The 17,244-nt window shown below is 74.5% G+C and carries 21 protein-coding genes; 7 read left to right on the forward strand and 14 right to left on the reverse strand.

All coding sequences use genetic code 11. The features are described 5' to 3' along the window. Nucleotides 1-19 precede the first annotated feature (19 nt). Together ACZ6Q9_RS18645 and ACZ6Q9_RS18650 are read right to left on the reverse strand one after the other, a co-directional pair. Nucleotides 20-796, reverse strand: a complete 777-nt coding sequence (locus ACZ6Q9_RS18645; RefSeq protein ID WP_396829107.1) for a hypothetical protein — start codon at nucleotides 794-796, stop codon at nucleotides 20-22. After that, nucleotides 796-1,401, reverse strand: coding sequence for a helix-turn-helix domain-containing protein (locus ACZ6Q9_RS18650; RefSeq protein WP_396829108.1), 606 nt, complete (start codon nucleotides 1,399-1,401; stop codon nucleotides 796-798). The genes ACZ6Q9_RS18645 and ACZ6Q9_RS18650 overlap by 1 nt, the downstream gene beginning before the upstream one ends. 113 nt (nucleotides 1,402-1,514) lie before the next feature. On the opposite strand from ACZ6Q9_RS18650, the gene ACZ6Q9_RS18655 reads away from it, so the two are divergent. Next, nucleotides 1,515-2,312, forward strand: coding sequence for an alpha/beta fold hydrolase (locus ACZ6Q9_RS18655; protein ID WP_393264716.1), 798 nt, complete (start codon nucleotides 1,515-1,517; stop codon nucleotides 2,310-2,312). A 209-nt stretch (nucleotides 2,313-2,521) separates the two neighbouring features. On the opposite strand, the gene ACZ6Q9_RS18660 is transcribed toward ACZ6Q9_RS18655, so the two are convergent. The 4 genes from ACZ6Q9_RS18660 to ACZ6Q9_RS18675 form a co-directional block, all read right to left on the reverse strand. After that, nucleotides 2,522-3,481, reverse strand: coding sequence for an asparaginase (locus ACZ6Q9_RS18660; RefSeq protein WP_393457282.1), 960 nt, complete (start codon nucleotides 3,479-3,481; stop codon nucleotides 2,522-2,524). Nucleotides 3,482-3,575: 94 nt separating this feature from the next. Next, nucleotides 3,576-4,418, reverse strand: coding sequence for a beta-keto acid cleavage family enzyme (locus tag ACZ6Q9_RS18665; protein WP_393457279.1), 843 nt, complete (start codon nucleotides 4,416-4,418; stop codon nucleotides 3,576-3,578). Between the two features lie 92 nt (nucleotides 4,419-4,510). Then, a complete protein-coding gene (gene ygfZ / locus ACZ6Q9_RS18670) occupies nucleotides 4,511-5,623 on the reverse strand; it encodes a CAF17-like 4Fe-4S cluster assembly/insertion protein YgfZ (protein ID WP_396829109.1) in 1,113 nt (370 codons plus the stop codon). After that, complete coding sequence (locus ACZ6Q9_RS18675) at nucleotides 5,620-6,048, reverse strand: Fur family transcriptional regulator (RefSeq protein ID WP_350706946.1); 429 nt, start codon at nucleotides 6,046-6,048, stop codon at nucleotides 5,620-5,622. The genes ygfZ and ACZ6Q9_RS18675 overlap by 4 nt, the downstream gene beginning before the upstream one ends. Nucleotides 6,049-6,194: 146 nt before the next feature. On the opposite strand from ACZ6Q9_RS18675, the gene ACZ6Q9_RS18680 reads away from it, so the two are divergent. Continuing rightward, nucleotides 6,195-7,043 (forward strand): aminotransferase class IV, encoded by an 849-nt coding sequence (locus tag ACZ6Q9_RS18680; RefSeq protein ID WP_396829110.1) that lies wholly within the window; start codon nucleotides 6,195-6,197, stop codon nucleotides 7,041-7,043. A gap of 27 nt (nucleotides 7,044-7,070) precedes the next feature. On the opposite strand, the gene ACZ6Q9_RS18685 is transcribed toward ACZ6Q9_RS18680, so the two are convergent. Continuing rightward, a complete protein-coding gene (locus tag ACZ6Q9_RS18685) occupies nucleotides 7,071-7,664 on the reverse strand; it encodes a heme-binding beta-barrel domain-containing protein (RefSeq protein WP_350706942.1) in 594 nt (197 codons plus the stop codon). Between the two features lie 64 nt (nucleotides 7,665-7,728). Then, a complete protein-coding gene (gene mtfM / locus ACZ6Q9_RS18690; protein ID WP_267897534.1) occupies nucleotides 7,729-7,833 on the reverse strand; it encodes a small membrane protein MtfM in 105 nt (34 codons plus the stop codon). A 12-nt stretch (nucleotides 7,834-7,845) separates the two neighbouring features. Between mtfM and ACZ6Q9_RS18695 the strand changes: the two genes are divergently transcribed. From ACZ6Q9_RS18695 to ACZ6Q9_RS18705, 3 genes are read left to right on the forward strand one after another with little or no spacing between them, the layout of a single operon-like run. After that, nucleotides 7,846-8,220, forward strand: a complete 375-nt coding sequence (locus ACZ6Q9_RS18695) for a DsrE family protein (protein ID WP_396829111.1) — start codon at nucleotides 7,846-7,848, stop codon at nucleotides 8,218-8,220. A gap of 54 nt (nucleotides 8,221-8,274) precedes the next feature. Further along, nucleotides 8,275-8,655: an SCP2 sterol-binding domain-containing protein gene (locus ACZ6Q9_RS18700; RefSeq protein ID WP_396829112.1), complete on the forward strand. Its 381-nt coding sequence runs from the start codon at nucleotides 8,275-8,277 to the stop codon at nucleotides 8,653-8,655. Next, nucleotides 8,652-10,709 (forward strand): amylo-alpha-1,6-glucosidase, encoded by a 2,058-nt coding sequence (locus tag ACZ6Q9_RS18705; protein WP_396829113.1) that lies wholly within the window; start codon nucleotides 8,652-8,654, stop codon nucleotides 10,707-10,709. The genes ACZ6Q9_RS18700 and ACZ6Q9_RS18705 overlap by 4 nt, the downstream gene beginning before the upstream one ends. Nucleotides 10,710-10,718: 9 nt before the next feature. Here ACZ6Q9_RS18705 and ACZ6Q9_RS18710 read toward each other — a convergent pair whose 3' ends face one another. The 6 genes from ACZ6Q9_RS18710 to ACZ6Q9_RS18735 all read right to left on the reverse strand — a co-directional run bounded on the left by ACZ6Q9_RS18710 (nucleotide 10,719) and on the right by ACZ6Q9_RS18735 (nucleotide 15,197). Further along, nucleotides 10,719-11,573: a hypothetical protein gene (locus ACZ6Q9_RS18710; RefSeq protein ID WP_396829114.1), complete on the reverse strand. Its 855-nt coding sequence runs from the start codon at nucleotides 11,571-11,573 to the stop codon at nucleotides 10,719-10,721. A 96-nt stretch (nucleotides 11,574-11,669) separates the two neighbouring features. After that, nucleotides 11,670-11,993, reverse strand: coding sequence for a DUF1416 domain-containing protein (locus tag ACZ6Q9_RS18715; protein WP_357696313.1), 324 nt, complete (start codon nucleotides 11,991-11,993; stop codon nucleotides 11,670-11,672). Nucleotides 11,994-11,996: 3 nt separating this feature from the next. Further along, nucleotides 11,997-12,845: a sulfurtransferase gene (locus ACZ6Q9_RS18720; RefSeq protein ID WP_357696311.1), complete on the reverse strand. Its 849-nt coding sequence runs from the start codon at nucleotides 12,843-12,845 to the stop codon at nucleotides 11,997-11,999. Nucleotides 12,846-13,053: 208 nt separating this feature from the next. Then, nucleotides 13,054-13,131: an Ms5788A family Cys-rich leader peptide gene (locus ACZ6Q9_RS18725; RefSeq protein WP_311202345.1), complete on the reverse strand. Its 78-nt coding sequence runs from the start codon at nucleotides 13,129-13,131 to the stop codon at nucleotides 13,054-13,056. Between the two features lie 134 nt (nucleotides 13,132-13,265). Further along, a complete protein-coding gene (locus tag ACZ6Q9_RS18730; RefSeq protein WP_393264693.1) occupies nucleotides 13,266-14,054 on the reverse strand; it encodes an LmeA family phospholipid-binding protein in 789 nt (262 codons plus the stop codon). A gap of 81 nt (nucleotides 14,055-14,135) precedes the next feature. Continuing rightward, nucleotides 14,136-15,197, reverse strand: a complete 1,062-nt coding sequence (locus tag ACZ6Q9_RS18735) for a hypothetical protein (RefSeq protein ID WP_393264691.1) — start codon at nucleotides 15,195-15,197, stop codon at nucleotides 14,136-14,138. A gap of 245 nt (nucleotides 15,198-15,442) precedes the next feature. Between ACZ6Q9_RS18735 and ACZ6Q9_RS18740 the strand changes: the two genes are divergently transcribed. After that, complete coding sequence (locus tag ACZ6Q9_RS18740) at nucleotides 15,443-16,162, forward strand: winged helix-turn-helix transcriptional regulator (protein ID WP_393264688.1); 720 nt, start codon at nucleotides 15,443-15,445, stop codon at nucleotides 16,160-16,162. Between the two features lie 169 nt (nucleotides 16,163-16,331). Beyond that, on the forward strand, nucleotides 16,332-17,192 hold the full coding sequence (locus tag ACZ6Q9_RS18745; protein WP_393457264.1) for a polysaccharide deacetylase family protein: 861 nt from the start codon (nucleotides 16,332-16,334) through the stop codon (nucleotides 17,190-17,192). Nucleotides 17,193-17,244 lie beyond the last annotated feature (52 nt).

The following is a 17,244-nucleotide window of genomic DNA, read 5'->3' on the forward strand; positions in this document are numbered from 1 at the left end:
GGTCGCCGGCGCAGCGGGACTACTCGGCGGCCGGGCGGGTCCGCTTGGTGGCCCGGGGCAGCTTCGCCGACGGCGTGGCGGCCGGCTTGGCGGCGGCCTTGGTGGCCCGGGGCGCCCGGGTCGCCTTCTTGGCGGCGGCCGGCTTGGCCTCCACAACCTCGGCCACGTCGGCCGGCGTCGGCACCTCGGCGGTGGTCGGGGTGGTCGGCGTCGTCGCGGCCGGCTTCGCGGCGGTCCCGGCCGGCTCGACCTCGGCCTCGGTGGCCTCGATGTCGGCGTTCACGGTCTCGGCGGCCTCCAGCACGCCGGCGCCGACGACCCGCTCACCCCGGGCGACCAGCGCGACGTACGCGGCCTGCGCCCGCTCCTGCGCGGCCTGGGCGCCGGCGACCACCACGGCGGCGTTGCGGGTCGCCACCTCGCGCAGCTTGTCCAGGTCCGCGACCTCGCGGAGCTTGTTCAGGTCGGCGACCTCGCGGAGCTTGTTCAGGTCCGCGACCTCGCGGAGCTTGTCGAGGTCGGCCGCCTCGCGGAGGCGCTTCAGGTCGAGGTCGGACGAGGCGGCCTTCTCCCGCAGGCCGCTGGCGGTCAGGTTCGCCGTGCGGAGCGTGTCGTTGGCCTTCTGCCGCAGCTCGAAGCCGGTGACGACGGCCTTGCCGCCCAGGTCGGCGACGACCCTGGTGCCGAGGTCGGTCACCACGGCGGGAAGCTTGCGGAGCTGCTGGAGGGCCAGTTCGCCCGCGCCGGCGGCGGCGTAGATCGGGGCCGGGATGCGGTGGGTCTTCGGCTGGGTCATCACTTCTCCTCTTCGGCCGCGTCGGCGGCCTTCCGGACCGCCCTGCGGGCGGCCTTCTTCTCGGGCGTGTCGGTCGGAGCGGGGGCGGGGCCGGCCTCGGTGACGGCGACCGACTCGAGGACGGCCTCGGTCGGGGTGCCCTCCGGCGTGGTGGGCCCGGTGGCGGCGAGGTTGGCCAGGTCCGGCGCCTCGGCGGCCTCGGGCGCGCCCGGGGTGGCGCCCTCCGGCGTGGCGCCGGCGGCCGCCGCGGTCGCCTCGGCGAGCCGCGCGTTCTCCCGCCGGAACGTCTCGTAGATCTGGGTGAGGGACTGCTTCTGCGCCATCGTCAGGTCGGGGTCGACCGCGATGGCCGCGAGCACGCCCTGGCCCTCCTTGTCGTCGAGCAGCCCGGCGCGCAGGTACATCGCCGGGGTGGAGACCCGCAGCGCGCTGGCGAGCTGCTGGAGCACCTCCGCGCTCGGCTTGCGCAGGCCGCGCTCGATCTGGCTGAGGTACGGGTTGCTGACCCCCGCCTGCTCGGCGAGCTGTCGGAGCGAGATCTTCGCGTTGCGGCGCAGATCGCGAATGAACCCGCCGACGTCGGGAAGGTCTTTACCAGTGGCCATACCCCGACGGTAGCCCGCCCCGCTAGCTCTTGCAAGCAAAGTGCTAACCAGAGTTAGCGAGGTCTCACGTGTGCAAGTTGCGTGCCCGATCGCCACCTGCGTACCTTCCTGCGATGACCAAGATCGAAGTGAACGGCGCGCTGCTCGCGTACGACGACACCGGCAGCGGCACCCCCGTCGTCCTGCTGCACGCCGGGATCGCGGACCGCCGGATGTGGCGGGGACAGATCGGCCCGCTGGCCGAGCGGCACCGGGTGATCGCCCTGGACCTGCGCGGCTACGGCGACTCGGAGCTGCCACCCGCCCCGTTCGCCCACCACGACGACGTGGCGGGGCTGCTCGACGCGCTCGACCTCCCCCGGGCCGCCCTGGTCGGCTGCTCGTTCGGCGGCGCGGTCGCCATCGACACCGCACTGGCCCACCCCGACCGGGTGACCGCGCTCGCCCTGCTCGGCACCGCCGTCTCCGGGCACGAGTGGTCCGAGGAGGCGAACGGCCTCTGGGACACCCTGGTGGGCGAGGTCGACCCGGAGGACTTCGCCGCCAGCGCCGCCGGTGAGGTGCGGTTCTGGGTGGTCGGCCCCGGACGCCGCCCGGAGGACGTCGACCCGGAGCTGGTCGCGTTCGCCGTCGAGATGGACCGGCGGGCGCTCGCCGCCGAGCAGGCCCTCAGCGCGGTGGACGTCGCCGAACTCGACCCGCCCGCGATCGGGCGCCTCGGTGAGCTACGGGTGCCGGTCCTGGTCACCGCCGGCGCCGCGGACGTGCCCGACATCAACCGGCTCGCGGACCGGATCGCAGCCGAGGCACCGGGCGCGACCCGCCTGCCCGACGTGCCGGACGCGGCCCACCTGCTGCCGCTGGAGCGTCCCGCCCCGGTCAACGCCGCCCTGCTCGATTTCCTGCCCTGACGCCCGACCCGGCCCGGTGCTCGGCGGTCGGTGCGCTGACCGTCGCGGCGCCGGCCGGGCGTCCGGCGTCGGCGGGCTGGGCGTCGCGGCATCGCCGGGCTGACCGTCGCAGCGTCGCCGGTTGACCGTCGCGGCATCGCCGGGCTGGCGTCCGGCGTCGGCGGGTGACCGTCGGTCGCGGCGTCGCCGGGCAGGGCGCGCGGCGGCGGCTACCAGACGGGGCGTACGGCGCCGACCGGGAGGCCGCCGCCGAAGAGCGGCACCTCGGCGTACTCCGCCAGCACCGGGGCGTCCAGGCCGAGGCGGCGCAGGGCAGAGACCAGCACCGGCATCCGCGCCCGGCCCGCACCGTCGTCGATCTTGAGGGCGACAGCGCCGGTCCCGGGCACCGCGACGGCGATGACGCCCTCGGCGCCCACCTTGGCGAGCAGCCCGGGGACGCCGCGCATCAGCCGGGTGTCGTCGGCCTGGGTGCCGCCGACGATCTCCGGATGGGCGCGCATCGCGTCGGCCACCGTCCGGGGCAGGGCGCCGGGCTCCGCGGAGACCAGTCGGAGGTACGCCCCGGCCAGGCCGGTCAGGGACACCGCCAGCACCGGAGCGCCGCAGCCGTCCACCCCGACCGCCGCCGCCCGCTCACCGGTGAACTCCTCGACCGCGTCGCGGAGCCGCTGCTGCAACGGGTGCTCCGGGCGCCAGTACCCGTCGAGCGGCCAGCCGGCCGCCAGGCAGGTCAGCAGCATCCCGCTGTGCTTGCCGGAGCAGTTCATCTGCGTACGGGTGGGACCCCCGCCGGCGCGCAGCACGGCGGCCCGCGCGTCCTCGCCCACCGGCAGGTCCGGCGGGCAGTGCAGGGCCGACTCGTCCAGCCCCGCGCCGGCCAGCAGCGCGCCGACCCGGGCCAGGTGGAAGTCCTCCCCGGCGTGGCTGGCCGCGACCAGCGCCACGTCCGCCGGGTCGGTCAGCGCCAGCCCGGCGCGGAGCATCCCGACCGCCTGCATCGGCTTGTTGGACGAGCGCGGGAAGACCGGGGAGGTCACGTCCCCGGCACCGGCCACCGACGCGCCGTCGGCGTCGAGCACCACCACCGAGCCCCGGTGCACGCCCTCGACGAACCCGGACCGGACCACCTCGGCGAGCGGCACGCCGCCCTCGTACGTCTTTCCCACGGTGTGGACGGTACCGACCGCCCGGCCGCCCCCGGCGGGCGGGTGACCAGGCAGTCGACACCCGGGCGTACAGGAGCGTCGGCGGGGCCGCCGCTTACCGACCGGCGGCCGGCACGCCGAGCAGCCCACGCGCCTCGGCGGTGGTCAGCGGCGGCCGCTGGGCGAGCTGGGCGAAGCCGACAGCCCGGGCGACGAGCTGCATGTTGGACTCCACCGGGCGGCCCTTGGCGTAGGTCACCGTGTCCTCCATGCCGACGCGCAGATGCCCGCCGGCCGAGAGCGACGCCAGCATGACCGGGATGGTGCTGCGGCCGATGCCGGTGGCCGAGAAGGTCGTGCCCTCGGGCAGGTCGCGCAGCGCCTGGTGGGCGGCGACCAGCGCCGAGGTGGTGCCCGGCATGCCGCCCGGCACGCCCATCACGAAGTCGACGTGCACGTGCCCGCCGGCCGGCAGGCCGTACTTGCCGAGCAGGCGCTGCAACGCGGTCAGGTGGCCGAGGTCGAAGATCTCGTACTCCGGCACGATGCCGCGCTCCTGCATCCGGGTGTGCAGGTCGACGATGAACTCCCACCGGTTGAGGAAGACGTCGTCGCCGAAGTTGAGCGTGCCCATCGTGCAGGAGGCCATGTCGGGCCCCGCGTCGAGCACGGCGAGCCGGTCGGCCTCCGGGTCGGTCACCGCGCCGCCGGAGGAGAGTTGCACGATCAGGTCGGTGCTCTCCCGCAGCGCCGCCACGGTCTCCCGCAGCCGCCCCTGGTCCAGGGTCGGCTTCGCCTCGTCGTCGCGGATGTGGACGTGGATCACGGCGGCGCCGAGCGCCTCGCACTCCTTGGCGGTGAGCAGCAGCTCGTCGAGCGTCACCGGCAGCGCCGGCACCTCCGCCTTGGCCGACTCCGCGCCGGTGGGGGCAACCGTGATCAACGTCCCTGTCGTCATGCCCGGATCCTAGACCGAGGTCAGGGAGCCAGTCGACCGGAACTTTTCCGGCCTCGGCGCCGCGAAGGAGAGATTCTTTCGCCGCCGGAGTGTTAGGCCGGATCGATCGCGGCGGCGGTCTCGCCGACGAGCAGGCGGGCGTCGTCGGCGACGTTGCGCTTGACCACGGCCAGGGCGACCTGGCCCAGCTCGTGGTGGTGCACGGCGGTGCCGACGAAGCCGACCGCCCGGCCGTCGAGGGTCACCGGCGTCCCGGCGACCGGCGGCTGGTCGGTGGTGACCCCGTCCAGGTGCAGCAGGACGAGCCGACGCGGCGGCCGGCCCATGTTGTGCACCCGGGCCACGGTCTCCTGGCCCCGGTAGCAGCCCTTGTCGAGGTGCACGGCGGGGGCGACCAGGTCCACCTCGGCCGGGATCGTCCGGTGGTCGGTGTCCACCCCGACCCGGGCCCGCCGGGCGGCCACCCGCACCGCCTCGTACGCCCACAGCCCGGCCACCGGCACCCCGTTGCCGCGCAGCTGGGTGACCACCTGTTCCATCGCGGCCCGGGGCACGAGCAGGTCCACGCCCAGCGGGCCGCGTCGCGCCCACCCGCCGACCGGGAGCGGCTTGACGTCGTACAGCGCGGTCGGCCGGGGCGGCACCTCGCCGGAGCGGAACTTCGGGCCGGGCACCGCGACCACGTCGGGGGCGGCCAGCCCGGTCGCGCCGAGCGTCTCCGCCGCGGCGGGGGCCTCCGGCCCGACCAGCGAGAGCAGCGCGTGCTCGCCGGTCGCATCGCGCGGCTCGACCCGGCTGAAGAACCGCATCTTCTCGAGGTAGGACAGCAGGCCGGTGGTGGCGCCCGGCTCGGTGTCGAGCCAGGTGGTGATGCCGTCCTCGGCCACCATGGCGTGCTGCTCGACGTGCCCGTGCGGCGAGAGCACCAGCAGCTCGGTGCCCTGGCCCGCGGCGAGCTGCGCCAGGTGCTGGGTGGTGAGGGTGTGCAGCCAGCCGATCCGCTCCTCGCCCGGCACCGCGACGACGCCCCGGTGCGAGCGGTCGACCAGGCCGACTGCGGTCTCGAGGGTGCGCTGCTCGCGCATCGGGTCGCCGTAGTGCGCGGCCACCCCCCGGACGCCGGCCGCCACGTGCGCCGGTTCGGGCTGGTCCCGGCTGGCCTCGTCGATGCTCTCGACGCTCACCGCGCCCGCGATATCGATCATTTCCGGTCCCCGTTCTCGCAGCGGTCGCAGACACCGAAGAGGGAGACGTGGCCGATGTCCACCCGGAACCCGCGCTGCTGCGCCAACCGGTCGGCCAGCGGGCGCAGCAGCTCCGGATCGATCTCGTCGATCGCGCCGCACTCCCGGCAGACAAGGTGGACGTGCTGGTCCTCGCCGGCCGCGTGGTAGGTCGGCGAGCCGTGCGAGAGGTGGGTGTGGGTGACCAGGCCGAGCCGTTCCAGCAGCTCCAGCGTGCGGTAGATGGTGGTGATGTTGACCCCCGCGGCCACCTCCCGGACGGCCGTGTGCACCTGCTCCGGGGTGGCGTGCCCCAGGTCGAGCACGGCCTGGAGGACCAGTTGCCGCTGCGCCGTCAGCCGCAGCCCACGGGCGCGGAGCATTTCCGCGAGGGAGGATTCGGACACCGTCCGATCATAGTTCGCCCGACCGCCCCGGCCGCCGGGTCGAACGGCCCGTCGAGTTCCCGCGCCACCGGTGACGGCGTCGGGCGGGCGGTGGCCTCCCGCCCGGGCGGCGGCGGTACGCAGGCCCGCCGCTACGCTCGGCGGTCATGGTGGCGTCGAGGATCGCCGTGCCGGGGCGCGGGCTGGTGCCGCCCGGGGAGCCGGTGCTGCGCGGCGACGACCGGGGTGTGCTGCACGGCGACGGGCTCTTCGAGACCATGCACCTGCGGGGCGGGCGGCCGTGGCTGCGCGACGCCCACCTGGCCCGGCTGGTTCAAGCGGCGACGGCCGTCGAGCTCCCCCTGCCCCCCACCGACGTGCTGGTCGGCCTGCTGGAGACCGTGAGCGCCGGCTGGCCGGCCGAGGTCGAGGGCGCGCTGCGGCTGGTCTGCACCCGAGGCCCGGAGGGCGGTGGCCCGCCGAGCGTCCACGCCACGCTGGGCGAGGTGCCGGCGGCGACCCGGGCGGCCCGCCGGGACGGGATCACCGTCGCCACCCTGCCGCTCGGCGTCGCGGCGCGGGCCCGCGCCGCACTCGACTGGCTGCCCGCCGGGGTCAAGTCCACGTCGTACGCGGTGAGCACCGCCGCCCGCCGCTGGGCGGCCCGCAGCGGGGTGGACGACGCGCTCTGGGTCTCCTCCGACGGGTACGCCCTGGAGGGCCCGACCGCCAACCTGGTCTGGCTGGCCGGCGACACCCTCCGCACCGTGCCCGCCGCCGAGACGGGCGTCCTGCCGGGCGTGACCGCCGCCTGGCTCCTCGCCCACGCCCACGAACTGGGCCTGCGCCCCGACGAGCGCCTCGTCACCCCGGCCGAGCTGCACTCCGCCGACGGCGTCTGGCTCACCTCGTCCGTCCGTGGCCTGGCGGAGGTCCGCACCCTGGACGCCGTCCCGCTGCGCCGCTCCCCGCACACGCCCGCCCTCCAAGCCCTGCTGGGCTTCCCCCTCCCCTGACCGGGGAGGGGCGACGGGTCGGGCGGGTCAGCCGGCCACGCGGGTGAGGCGGGCGGAGAGGTGCGGCGAGAGGCCGTGGCCGACGGCGGCCATCTCCTGGGCGTAGAGCAGCGCGCCCTCGACGATGCCGAAGAGGCGGTGACCGGCGGTGACCTCCTTGGCGGTCGCCGTCCGGACCACCGCGTCGGTCACGAACTCGAGCTGGGTGCCCTTGCGCTTGCCGATGTGCAGCTCCATGACCCCGGTCGGCGTGGTCATCAGCGCTTCCAGCTCGTCGGTGACCCGCTCGCCGTCCATCACCGGCCGCCACCAGCCGACCTCACGGCCCGCCGGACGGACCGGCCGGCTCTGCTCGTCCAGGATCCAGGCGCGCGACTCGTAGAACAGGAACGGCCGGCCGTCGTGGCTGATCCGGATCTCCTGGGCGTAGTCGAAGTCCTCGATCGTGGGGAAGCCGCCCCGGCCACGGCCGCGCCACACCCCGACGTACGGCAGCAGGCCGTCCAGCGACGGGTGCAGCTTCGGGCCGACCCGCAGGTCGTGGCTCTCCTCGTAGGGGTACGGGTCGACCGGCGGCGCGTTCAGCCACGGCGGTGGCTGCAGGGGGTTCTCGTCGCTCACCGGTTCACTCCGCCTCTCCTCGTTCGCGACTGCGGGGCTCGCAAGACCGGCTCACTCCTCGCGCTCACCAACGTCCTCTCGATATGCGTACGGCAAGGTAGACCAGGCCACCGGCGAGCGCGCCCAGGCCGGCGACCAGCAGGCTGACGAACCCGATCTCGGTAACCATCGCGACCATCCTATGCTGGGCCCCATGGCCCGCACTCTCGTCGTCAAGGCCACCGCCGGCGGGGACGCCCCCGAGCGGTGCGCCCAGGCATTCACCGTCGCCGCCACCGCGGCCGCCGCCGGGGTGCACGTGTCGCTCTGGCTGACCGGGGAGTCGACGTGGTTCGCGCTGCCGGGCCGGGCGCAGGAGTTCGAGCTGCCGCACTCGGCCCCGCTGGCCGAGCTGCTGCACGTGATCCTCACGACCGGCACGGTGACCGCCTGCACCCAGTGCGCCGCCCGTCGGGACATCGGCCCGGACGACGTGCTGCCGGGCGTCCGCATCGCCGGCGCGGCGGTCTTCGTCGAGGAGGCGATGGCCGAGGGGGCGCAGGCGCTGGTCTACTGACCCTCGCCCCTCGATACCGTCCCGGCACTTCGGGCGAATGCCTACGATTCGGATGTGACCGAGGCGACGGAGCGGTTCTTCGAATCACTGCCGGCGCGCGCCCCGCAGGTGCTGCGCAGTCCGGTCAGCGGGACGATGCAGATCGACCTCGCCCGGGGCAACCAGACGGTGCACTGGCTGGTCCGGCTTCAGCCGGGCGCGATCGACGTCAGCCGCAACCGGGGGCCGGCCGACGCGATCTGGTACACGAGCGAGGAATTGTTCGACCGGCTCGTCACCGGCCGGACCCAGGCGATCTCGAGCGTGCTGCGCAACGAGAGCAGCTTCAGCGGCGAGGTCGTGCTCTTCCTGGCGTTCCGCCGGTTCTTCCCCGACCCACCCGGCACCCGGGATCCCCGCGAGGTCGTCCGCGAGCAGGCCGGACGGCTGCGGTGAGGGAGTCGGTCAGCATCCTGGACGGCAACACCTTCCTGGTCAGCGACCGGCACGGCGACATCGAGCCGTCCCTCGACTTCCCGACGGGGCTCTTCTCCTTCGACACCCGGTTCCTCTCCACCTGGGTGCTGACCCTCGACGGCGAACGGCTGCACGCGCTCAGCGTCGACGACGCGGAGTCCTTCCGCACCCGCTTCTTCCTCGTCCCCGGCGAGCCGACGCACTACCTGGACGCGAAGGTGTCGGTGATCCGGCGCCGCTCCATCGGCGACAGCTTCGAGGAGGAACTGACGCTGCTCAACCACGCCGGGAGGGAGACGGAGTTCACCGTCCGGTTGGACATGGGCGCCGACTTCGCGGACCTGTTCGAGATCAAGCACGTCCGGCAGAAGCACGGCCACAGCACCGCCACCGTCGGCGACGACGAGCTGCGCCTCACCTACCGCCGGGAGAACTTCCACCGCGAGACGGTGATCAGCTCCAGCGCGCCCGCGCACGTCGAGGTGTCCGGCATGACCTTCCGGATCCGCCTCGCCCCGCACGGCGAGTGGCGCACCCGGCTGCGGGTGGCCACCGTCGTCTACGGGGCGCGCGGCGAGGACATCCGGGCCAGCCTGCCGCTCTACGGCGGCAGCCGCACCGCGCCCGCGATCCGGGCCGAGCACGACGAGCTGATCGCCCGGGCGCCGAAGCTCGGCTGCGACTGCCAGCCGCTGGCCGGGGCGTACCGGCAGAGCCTGGCCGACCTGGCGGCGCTGCGCTACGAGTCGATCACCCTCGGCGTGCGGCTGATGGCGGCCGGGCTCCCGTGGTTCATGACCCTGTTCGGTCGGGACAGCATCATCACCTCGCTCCAGGTGGTGCCCTTCCTGCCGGAGCTGATCCCGGCGACCATCCTGATGCTGGCCGGCCTTCAGGGTTGCCGGATCGACGACTTCCGGGACGAGGAGCCGGGCAAGGTCCTGCACGAGCTGCGCTACGGCGAGACGGCGGGCTTCGAGGAGCAGCCCCACTCGCCGTACTACGGGTCGGCGGACTCCACGCCGCTGTTCGTCATCCTGCTCGACGAGTACGAGCGGTGGACCGGCGACGCCGGGCTGGTGCGGCAGTTGGAGGCCCAGACCCGTGCCGCGCTCACCTGGATCGACACGTACGGCGACCTGCTCGGGACCGGATACCTGTGGTACCAGACGCGCAACCCGCAGACGGGGCTGCAGAACCAGTGCTGGAAGGACTCCTGGGACTCGATCTCCTACCACGACGGCCGGCTGCCCGGCTTCCCCCGCGCCACCTGCGAACTCCAGGGGTACGCGTACGACGCGAAGATCCGCGGCGCACGGCTGGCCCGGACGTTCTGGGGCGACCCCGCGTACGCCGACCGGCTGGAGCGGGAGGCGGCCGAGCTGAAGATGCGGTTCAACCGGGACTTCTGGATCCCGGAACGGGAGTTCTACGCGCTCGCCCTCGACGCCGACGGCCGGCACGTGGACGCGCTCAGCTCCAACATGGGGCACCTGCTGTGGAGCGGCATCGTGGACGAGTCGCGGGCCCGCCGGGTCGCCGAGCACCTGCTGGGCCCGCGGCTCTTCTCCGGCTGGGGCGTACGGACCCTCGCCGACGACCAGGGGCGGTACAACCCCGTCGGCTACCACGTGGGGACGGTGTGGCCGTTCGACAACTCGATCATCGCCTGGGGCCTGTGGCGGTACGGGTTCCGCCGGGAGGCCAGCGAGATCTGCGAGGCGATGCTTGCCGCGTCCCGGTTCTTCGGGGGGCGGCTGCCGGAGGCCTTCGCCGGCTACGAGCGGAGCCTCACCGAGTACCCGGTGGAGTACCCGACCGCGTGCAGCCCGCAGGCCTGGTCGGCGGGCACCCCGCTGCTGCTGCTACGGGTGATGCTGGGGCTGGAGCCGCAGGGCGAGCACCTGATCATCGATCCCGCCGTGCCCGAGGGGATGGGGCGGGTCGAGCTGCTCGACATCCCCGGCCGCTGGGGTCACGTCGACGCGCTCGGGCGCAGCCGCAGCCCGCACGACCACGCTCCCGGCCACTGACCGCCGGTCTCAGGCCGGACAGCCGGTGGTGGCGGAGAGGGCGACCCGGTCACCCGAGAGACCGGCGATGACCATGACGCCGCCGCGCCGGTAGGCGTACGCCTCGGGGGTTTGCAGCATCGGGACGCGGGCGACGGGGGCCAGCGCGGCGGCCAGGGACGGCGGGGCCGGGACGGCGGCGGCGCGGGCGGTGCGGGCGGCGCCGCCGGCGGGGCAGGGCGCGACGACCACCTCGGGGGCCGCCCCGGCCGGGCCGCCGAGGGCCCGCAGCGCCACCGCCAGGGCATCGGTCTCCGCGCCCGTGGCGCCGGTCGCCGGCGCGGCGTAGCCGTCGCCGATCGGCCGGCAGCCCGTGTCGGCGGTCAGCCGGACCCGGCCGTCCCCGACGACCGTGCCCTCGACGGTGACGAACTCGCCCGCGTCGGCGCGCAGCCGGGGGCCGTCATCCGAGGTCACCCGGACCCCGGCCCGCCAGTGCCCGGGGAGCCGGTCCGCGACCCGCTCCAGCAGGGCCCGCTCCAGGCCGACGGGGACGAACACGTCCACCCCGCGGGTCAGGATGGCGCCGTCGGCGAACGGCGTGACCCGGCAGCCCCGCTCGATCTCGGGCGGGGTCAGCACGGCGGTGTCGCCGGCCGCCGCGACCAACTCGCCGGCCGCGCGGTCGACGACCGGGCCGGCCTCGGCCAGGCTGCGCTGCTCCCGGACGGTCGGCGGGTCGTCCCGCACCGACGCCCAGGTGAGCACCGTCAGCAGCACCGCCCAGGCCACGGTGGCGGCGAGCAGCCAGGGCAGCCACCGCCGGGACGCCGGCCGGGCGGGACCGGTGGGCGGGGCCTGCCCCGCCGCTACGACACCGTTCACGACGCCATCGTGTCACGCCGGTGGAACGCGCCCGGAGACGGTCGTGGCCCGCCACCCTCGGCGAGGGGACGGGCCACGGGCCGATCGGAGCGTGGGTCAGGAGGCGACGGTGACGGCGACCTCGTTGATGCCCCGGCTGGCGGTCACGGCGGTGTCGCCGTTGCCGTGCCGGGAGAGCGCCCGCAGGGTCCAGGTGCCCGGCGCGGCGAAGAACCGGAACTGGCCGGCCGGCGAGGTCACCACCTCGGCGGTGAACTCACCGGTCGAGTCGAGCAGCCGGACGTACGCGCCCGGCACGGCCTCGCCCGCGTCGGACCGGACGACGCCGGTGATCACGGTCTCCTTCTCCAGGTCGAGGCTCGCGGGCAGCGGGGCGGCCTGGTCGGGAGCGGCGCAGCCGGCAGCGGTGGGTGCGGTCATGGCTCAGGCCTCCCCGGGCTCGTCGCCGAGCGCGACCGGCACGCCGACCAGTGAGCCGTACTCGGTCCAGGATCCGTCATAGTTCTTCACGTTGCGGTGCCCGAGCAGCTCCTGGAGCACGAACCAGCTGTGCGAGGAGCGCTCGCCGATCCGGCAGTACGCGATGGTCTCCCGGCTGTCGTCCAGCCCGGCGTCGGCGTAGATCTTGCGCAGCTCGTCGTCGGACTTGAAGGTGCCGTCCTCGTTGGCCGCCTTCGACCACGGCACGCTGATCGCGGTGGGGATGTGCCCGGCCCGCTGCGCCTGCTCCTGCGGCAGGTGGGCGGGGGCGAGCAGCCGGCCCGCGAACTCGTCGGGGCTGCGCACGTCGACCAGGTTCTTGGTGCCGATCGCGGCCACGACCTCGTCGCGGAAGGCCCGGATGGAGGTGTCCGGCTCCTGCGCCACGTACTGCGTCGCCGGGCGGGTCACCGCGTCGGTCACCAGCGGGCGGGCGTCCAGCTCCCACTTCTTGCGGCCGCCGTCGAGCAGCTTCACGTCGCGGTGGCCGTAGAGCTTGAAGTACCAGTACGCGTACGCGGCGAACCAGTTGTTGTTGCCGCCGTAGAGGATGACGGTGTCGTCGTTGCCGATGCCGCGCTCGGAGAGCAGGGCCTCGAACTGGCTCTTGTTGACGAAGTCCCGGCGCACCTGGTCCTGCAGGTCGGTCTTCCAGTCCAGCTTGATCGCGCCGGCGATGTGGCCGGTGTCGTAGGCCGAGGTGTCCTCGTCGACCTCGACGAAGACGACGCCCGGGGCGTCGATGTTCTTCTCGGCCCACTCGGCCGAGACGAGTGCGGTGTCGCGACTCATCAGATCACTCCCTGGTGAGGATGGATGGTGAGCCAACGCGCGGAGAGCGATGAACATGACTGTCGCACCACGCGCGGGACCCATAGCGAGAAACGGATCACGGGTTCGTGCGACGGCGCCGCTGCCGGGCGTTCGGTGGGAGAGCACCGGGGGTACGCGGACCCTGAGTGCCGCTGGCTGCGCCAGGCAGCCGAGGACAGCCCCGCCGTCAGATGACGGGGCGACACAGGCAGGTGGCCACGCGGCACAGGTCGACCGCGCGCCGTTTGGTGAGGAGCGTCCCCATGGGCAGGGAGCCTATCAGCCACGCCCGATGACGCCACCGGACCGACCAGCATCCGGGACGCCGCCGCGCCACCGGCCCGTCACTCCCGGTCGCGTCGCCCCCGCGCTCGCGCCGGCGGGCGGACCGCCGGCGGCTCAGCCGGCGGCCGAGTTGATCGGAACGTTCTTCGCGTCCGCAGTCACCGCCAGCCCCTCGGGCAGCGGCCGGACCTCCCGGATGGCGAGCTGGAACGGCAGGTCGGGCAGGGGTACGTCGACCGAGATGCTCTTGGCGTAGTTGTTGAGCATCGCCCGGGCCAGCGGCACGTTCGGCAGCCCCTCGGCGTTCAGGTCGTTGAAGCGCAGCGCCACCTGCCCCTCCTTGCCGACGATGATGTCGGCGGTGCCGGTCACGGTGAGCCGCTGGCCGAGGATGTCGACCGGGGCGGTGACGGCGAGCCGGCCGCCCTGCTCGCCGAGGGTCAACCCGGGCCGGTCGAGCAGCTTGGCGAGGCTGTCGTAGCTGATGGTGCCGGTGCCGTCGACCGTCTCGGCGACCACGTCACCCTGCCCCGAGCGGATCGTGTCCAGCGACGCGCGGACGTTGCGGGCGTCCACGTCGAGCTTCGGCAGCGCGACCACGTCGCCCTGCACCGGGCCCTGCACGTCCCGCAGCCCGATGGAGATGCGCTCGTACCGGCCGTCGAGCACCTGGGTGAGGAACGGGAAGCCGCCGACCTCGACCTCCGGCGCCGAGGACTGCGCCCCCTGCTTGGCGACCTCCTGCCGGATCTGGTCGGCGATGGCGCGCTCGGCCACCCCGGCCGCGACCCGGTCGGCCACGACGAGCAGGCCGCCGACGACCAGCAGCAGGACGACGAGGGTGACGAGCACCTTGCGCCCGCGTCGACGGGGCCGCTCCTCGTACGTGTGATCCTGCGCCACGCCGCCTCCTGTCGTGAGTGCCCGGGGTGCCGCGTAGCGGCCTATCGGTGGTACCCGGACGGGGAAATCCTCAACCGCGCGTCAGAGGACCAGCTTGCACATGGCGTACGCGGCCGGCGCGGCGAGGGCGAAGCCGCCGAGTGGCCCCTGCATGTGCCGGGCCACCCACATGGTCGGCGGCTCCCCCGCCATCAGCCGGCCCGCCTCCGCGTACCCCACGGCGAGGTCGGCCAGCACGGCGGCGACCGCCGCGACCAGGCCGATGATCGCGGCCCTGGTGGGGGTGAAGGGCGTCACCAGGTAGCTGCCGAGGACGGCGCTGACCAGCGTGCCGACCATGGCGCCGCCGACCACGCCGGCCGCGCCCCGGGGCACCTGCGGCGCCAGCCGCGGCCAGGGCGCCACCGCGTCGGTGAGCCGGGCGACGGTGAGCGCGACCCCGCTGGCGGTGAGGCAGACGGTGATGGCCTGGGTGCCGGCCGGGATCCGGCTGAGCGTGATCAGGGTGGCGAAGGCGACGACGCCCACCACGATCAGCAGGGTGCCGCCCAGGGAGTCGGTCACCCGCACGCGGTCGACCCGCCGGACGAGTTGGCCGAGCACCCCGAGGAGGAAGGCGCCCGCCGCGACGTAGCCCAGCGGCGCCAGTCCGGCGACGTCCGTCTGCACGGCGGCGGCGTCGGCCGCGACCGCGGCGGCCACGCTGACCAGGGCGACCAGCAGCAGCGCCGGCGGCCGCATGGCCATCGTCCAGGCCAGCACGAAGAGCAGTTGCACGCCGAGGACGATGCCCGCGAACGGCAGCCGGTGGCCCGGGCCGGAGGTCTGCGCCCCGAGCACCAGGCCGATGCCGAGCAGGACCGCGAACCCGGCGACGGCCAGCGCGAGCGGGCGGCGCACCTCGACCGGCTCGACCACCTCCTCGTCCGGCTCGGCGTCCGCCTCGTCGTCGGGCCGGCGCGGCGGCTCGCCACCGCGGCGGGCGCGACGCGGCCCGCCGCGCTCGCGGCGGGCGCCGTCGTCGTCTGGGGCCGGCCCGGTGCGCGGCGCCGGCGGCTGGCCACGGGACGGGCCCGACGGCCCCGGGCGGGGCCCGTCGGACCACGGGTCGCGGCCGGTCTCGGGCGAACTGGAGGGAAACACGCCCCGATCGTGCCAGACCGGCCGGCCGGCGCGGAGGTCACGGTTTCGGCAACGTTAAAACCTGAGGCGCGATCATGGGCAAGCCGGGCAAACGGGAAAGGACGCGGAGGTGACGCTGGGACCATCGGTTACGCTCAAGCCGCTACCCGCCCGTCAGCGACGCCGGGACCCACGCAAGTTCATCAGCGCCACACCCCCCTGCGGAAAGCGCTGGTCGCGCGCGGCCGACGGCCGCCGGGACGGAGGTGATCGTGGAGATCCTGCTGCTGGTGACCGCACGCGCCGGCGAAGCATCCGCTGTGCTGCCGGCACTCGACCTGCTGCCGCACTCGGTCCGCACCGCGCCGCGCGACGTCCGCACCCTGGTGGCCGGCCCCAGCCCGGACGCGGTGCTGGTCGACGCCCGTTCCGAGCTGAGCGAGGCCCGGGCCACCTGCCGGATGCTGCACGCCACCGGGCTCGGCGTGCCGCTGGTCGCGGTGGTCACCGAGGCCGGGCTGATCGCGCTCAACGCGGACTGGGGCGTCGACGACGTCATCCTCGCCTCGGCGGGCCCGGCCGAGGTGGAGGCCCGGCTGCGGCTGGCGGTCGGCCGGCTGAGCAACGCGACGTCCGGCGCCGGCGGCTCGATCCGCGCCGGCGAGCTCACCATCGACCCGGACACGTACGCCGCGAAGCTGAAGGGCCGGCCGCTCGACCTGACCTACAAGGAGTTCGAGCTGCTGAAGTTCCTGGCGCAGCACCCCGGCCGGGTGTTCACCCGGGACCAGCTCCTGCGGGAGGTCTGGGGCTACGACTACTTCGGCGGCACCCGCACGGTCGACGTGCACGTCCGGCGGCTGCGGGCGAAGCTCGGCTCCGAGTACGAGTCGATGATCGGCACGGTGCGGCAGGTGGGCTACAAGTTCGTCGTGCCGCCGCCCCGGTCGCTGCCGGAGTCGGAGCACGCCCCGCTGCCCGTCTGAACCCTCCTCCCCTTCCGGGGAACTATTTCGCGTACGCCCCCTTTGGCATAGCTCGTCGGTTTTAGTCTGACTGCCGGGTTTGCTAGCAAAGGGGGGCGGCGGCGTGCGCATCGACCACGGGGGCAACGGTTCGGCACGGACAGGCACGACTATCCGGGACCCCTCCGCCGTGCGCGCCGTCGGCATCGTCGTGCTGGTCGTGACCGCCCTGCTGGGCACCGCGTACGCGCTCGGCCGCAGCCTGGTCCCCGACCGGCCCGCCTCCGACGTGACGACCAGCACCGGCCAGCACTACGCTGACCAGCCGCCGACGGACGACCCCGACCGGCCCACGCCCGGCGACGACCGGAGCACCGGGCCCGCGGTGGCCGGGCAGGACGGCGCCAGCCCGAGCGGCACCCCGAGCGGCACCCCGACCGGGGCCGACGGGCCGTACGGCACGCAGACCACCAGCGGCACGTCGCAGGTCGCGCTGACCTTCGACGACGGACCGGACCCGCAGTACACCCCGCAGGTGCTCGCCCTGCTCCGCGAGCACCACGTCCGGGCCACCTTCTGCGTGGTGGGCGAGAACGCACAGAGCCACCCCGACCTGATCCGGGCGATAGTGGCCGACGGGCACACCCTGTGCAACCACACCTGGAACCACGACGTCACCCTCGGCCAGCAGTCGCCGAACGCCATCCGGGCGGACCTGCTGCGTACCAGCGAGGCGATCCGGGCGGCCGTGCCGAACGCCCCGATCGCGTACTACCGCCAACCCGGCGGAGCCTGGACCCGCTCGGTGGTGTCCGTGGCCCGGGAACTCGGGATGACCCCGCTGCACTGGACGGTCGACCCGGCGGACTGGGAGACGCCGGGGGCCGACCGGATCGCCGGGATGGTTCTCACCAGCGTCGAACCCGGCTCGGTCGTGCTGCTGCACGACGCCGGCGGCGACCGACAGGGCACAGTGGACGCGCTGCACGAGATCCTGCCGGCCCTGACCAGCCGGTTCAAGGTGGCGGCGCTGCCCAACGGCGCGACGTGAGGCTCGGCGGACCGCCCGGCGTGGTCGCCCGCCCGGCCCGCCGACGTGACCC

The sequence above is a fragment of the Micromonospora sp. NPDC049139 genome, assembly GCF_055586845.1.

What these genes read in the sequence shown, in the direction of transcription:
- ACZ6Q9_RS18645 (WP_396829107.1), bottom strand. Translation starts at nt 796, where the DNA reads ATGACCCAGCCGAAGACCCACCGCATCCCGGCCCCGATCTACGCCGCC.
- ACZ6Q9_RS18650 (WP_396829108.1), bottom strand. Translation starts at nt 1,401, where the DNA reads ATGGCCACTGGTAAAGACCTTCCCGACGTCGGCGGGTTCATTCGCGAT.
- ACZ6Q9_RS18655 (WP_393264716.1), top strand. Translation starts at nt 1,515, where the DNA reads ATGACCAAGATCGAAGTGAACGGCGCGCTGCTCGCGTACGACGACACC.
- ACZ6Q9_RS18665 (WP_393457279.1), bottom strand. Translation starts at nt 4,418, where the DNA reads ATGACGACAGGGACGTTGATCACGGTTGCCCCCACCGGCGCGGAGTCG.
- ygfZ (WP_396829109.1), bottom strand. Translation starts at nt 5,623, where the DNA reads ATGATCGATATCGCGGGCGCGGTGAGCGTCGAGAGCATCGACGAGGCC.
- ACZ6Q9_RS18680 (WP_396829110.1), top strand. Translation starts at nt 6,195, where the DNA reads ATGGTGGCGTCGAGGATCGCCGTGCCGGGGCGCGGGCTGGTGCCGCCC.
- mtfM (WP_267897534.1), bottom strand. Translation starts at nt 7,833, where the DNA reads ATGGTTACCGAGATCGGGTTCGTCAGCCTGCTGGTCGCCGGCCTGGGC.
- ACZ6Q9_RS18695 (WP_396829111.1), top strand. Translation starts at nt 7,846, where the DNA reads ATGCTGGGCCCCATGGCCCGCACTCTCGTCGTCAAGGCCACCGCCGGC.
- ACZ6Q9_RS18715 (WP_357696313.1), bottom strand. Translation starts at nt 11,993, where the DNA reads ATGACCGCACCCACCGCTGCCGGCTGCGCCGCTCCCGACCAGGCCGCC.
- ACZ6Q9_RS18720 (WP_357696311.1), bottom strand. Translation starts at nt 12,845, where the DNA reads ATGAGTCGCGACACCGCACTCGTCTCGGCCGAGTGGGCCGAGAAGAAC.
- ACZ6Q9_RS18725 (WP_311202345.1), bottom strand. Translation starts at nt 13,131, where the DNA reads ATGGGGACGCTCCTCACCAAACGGCGCGCGGTCGACCTGTGCCGCGTG.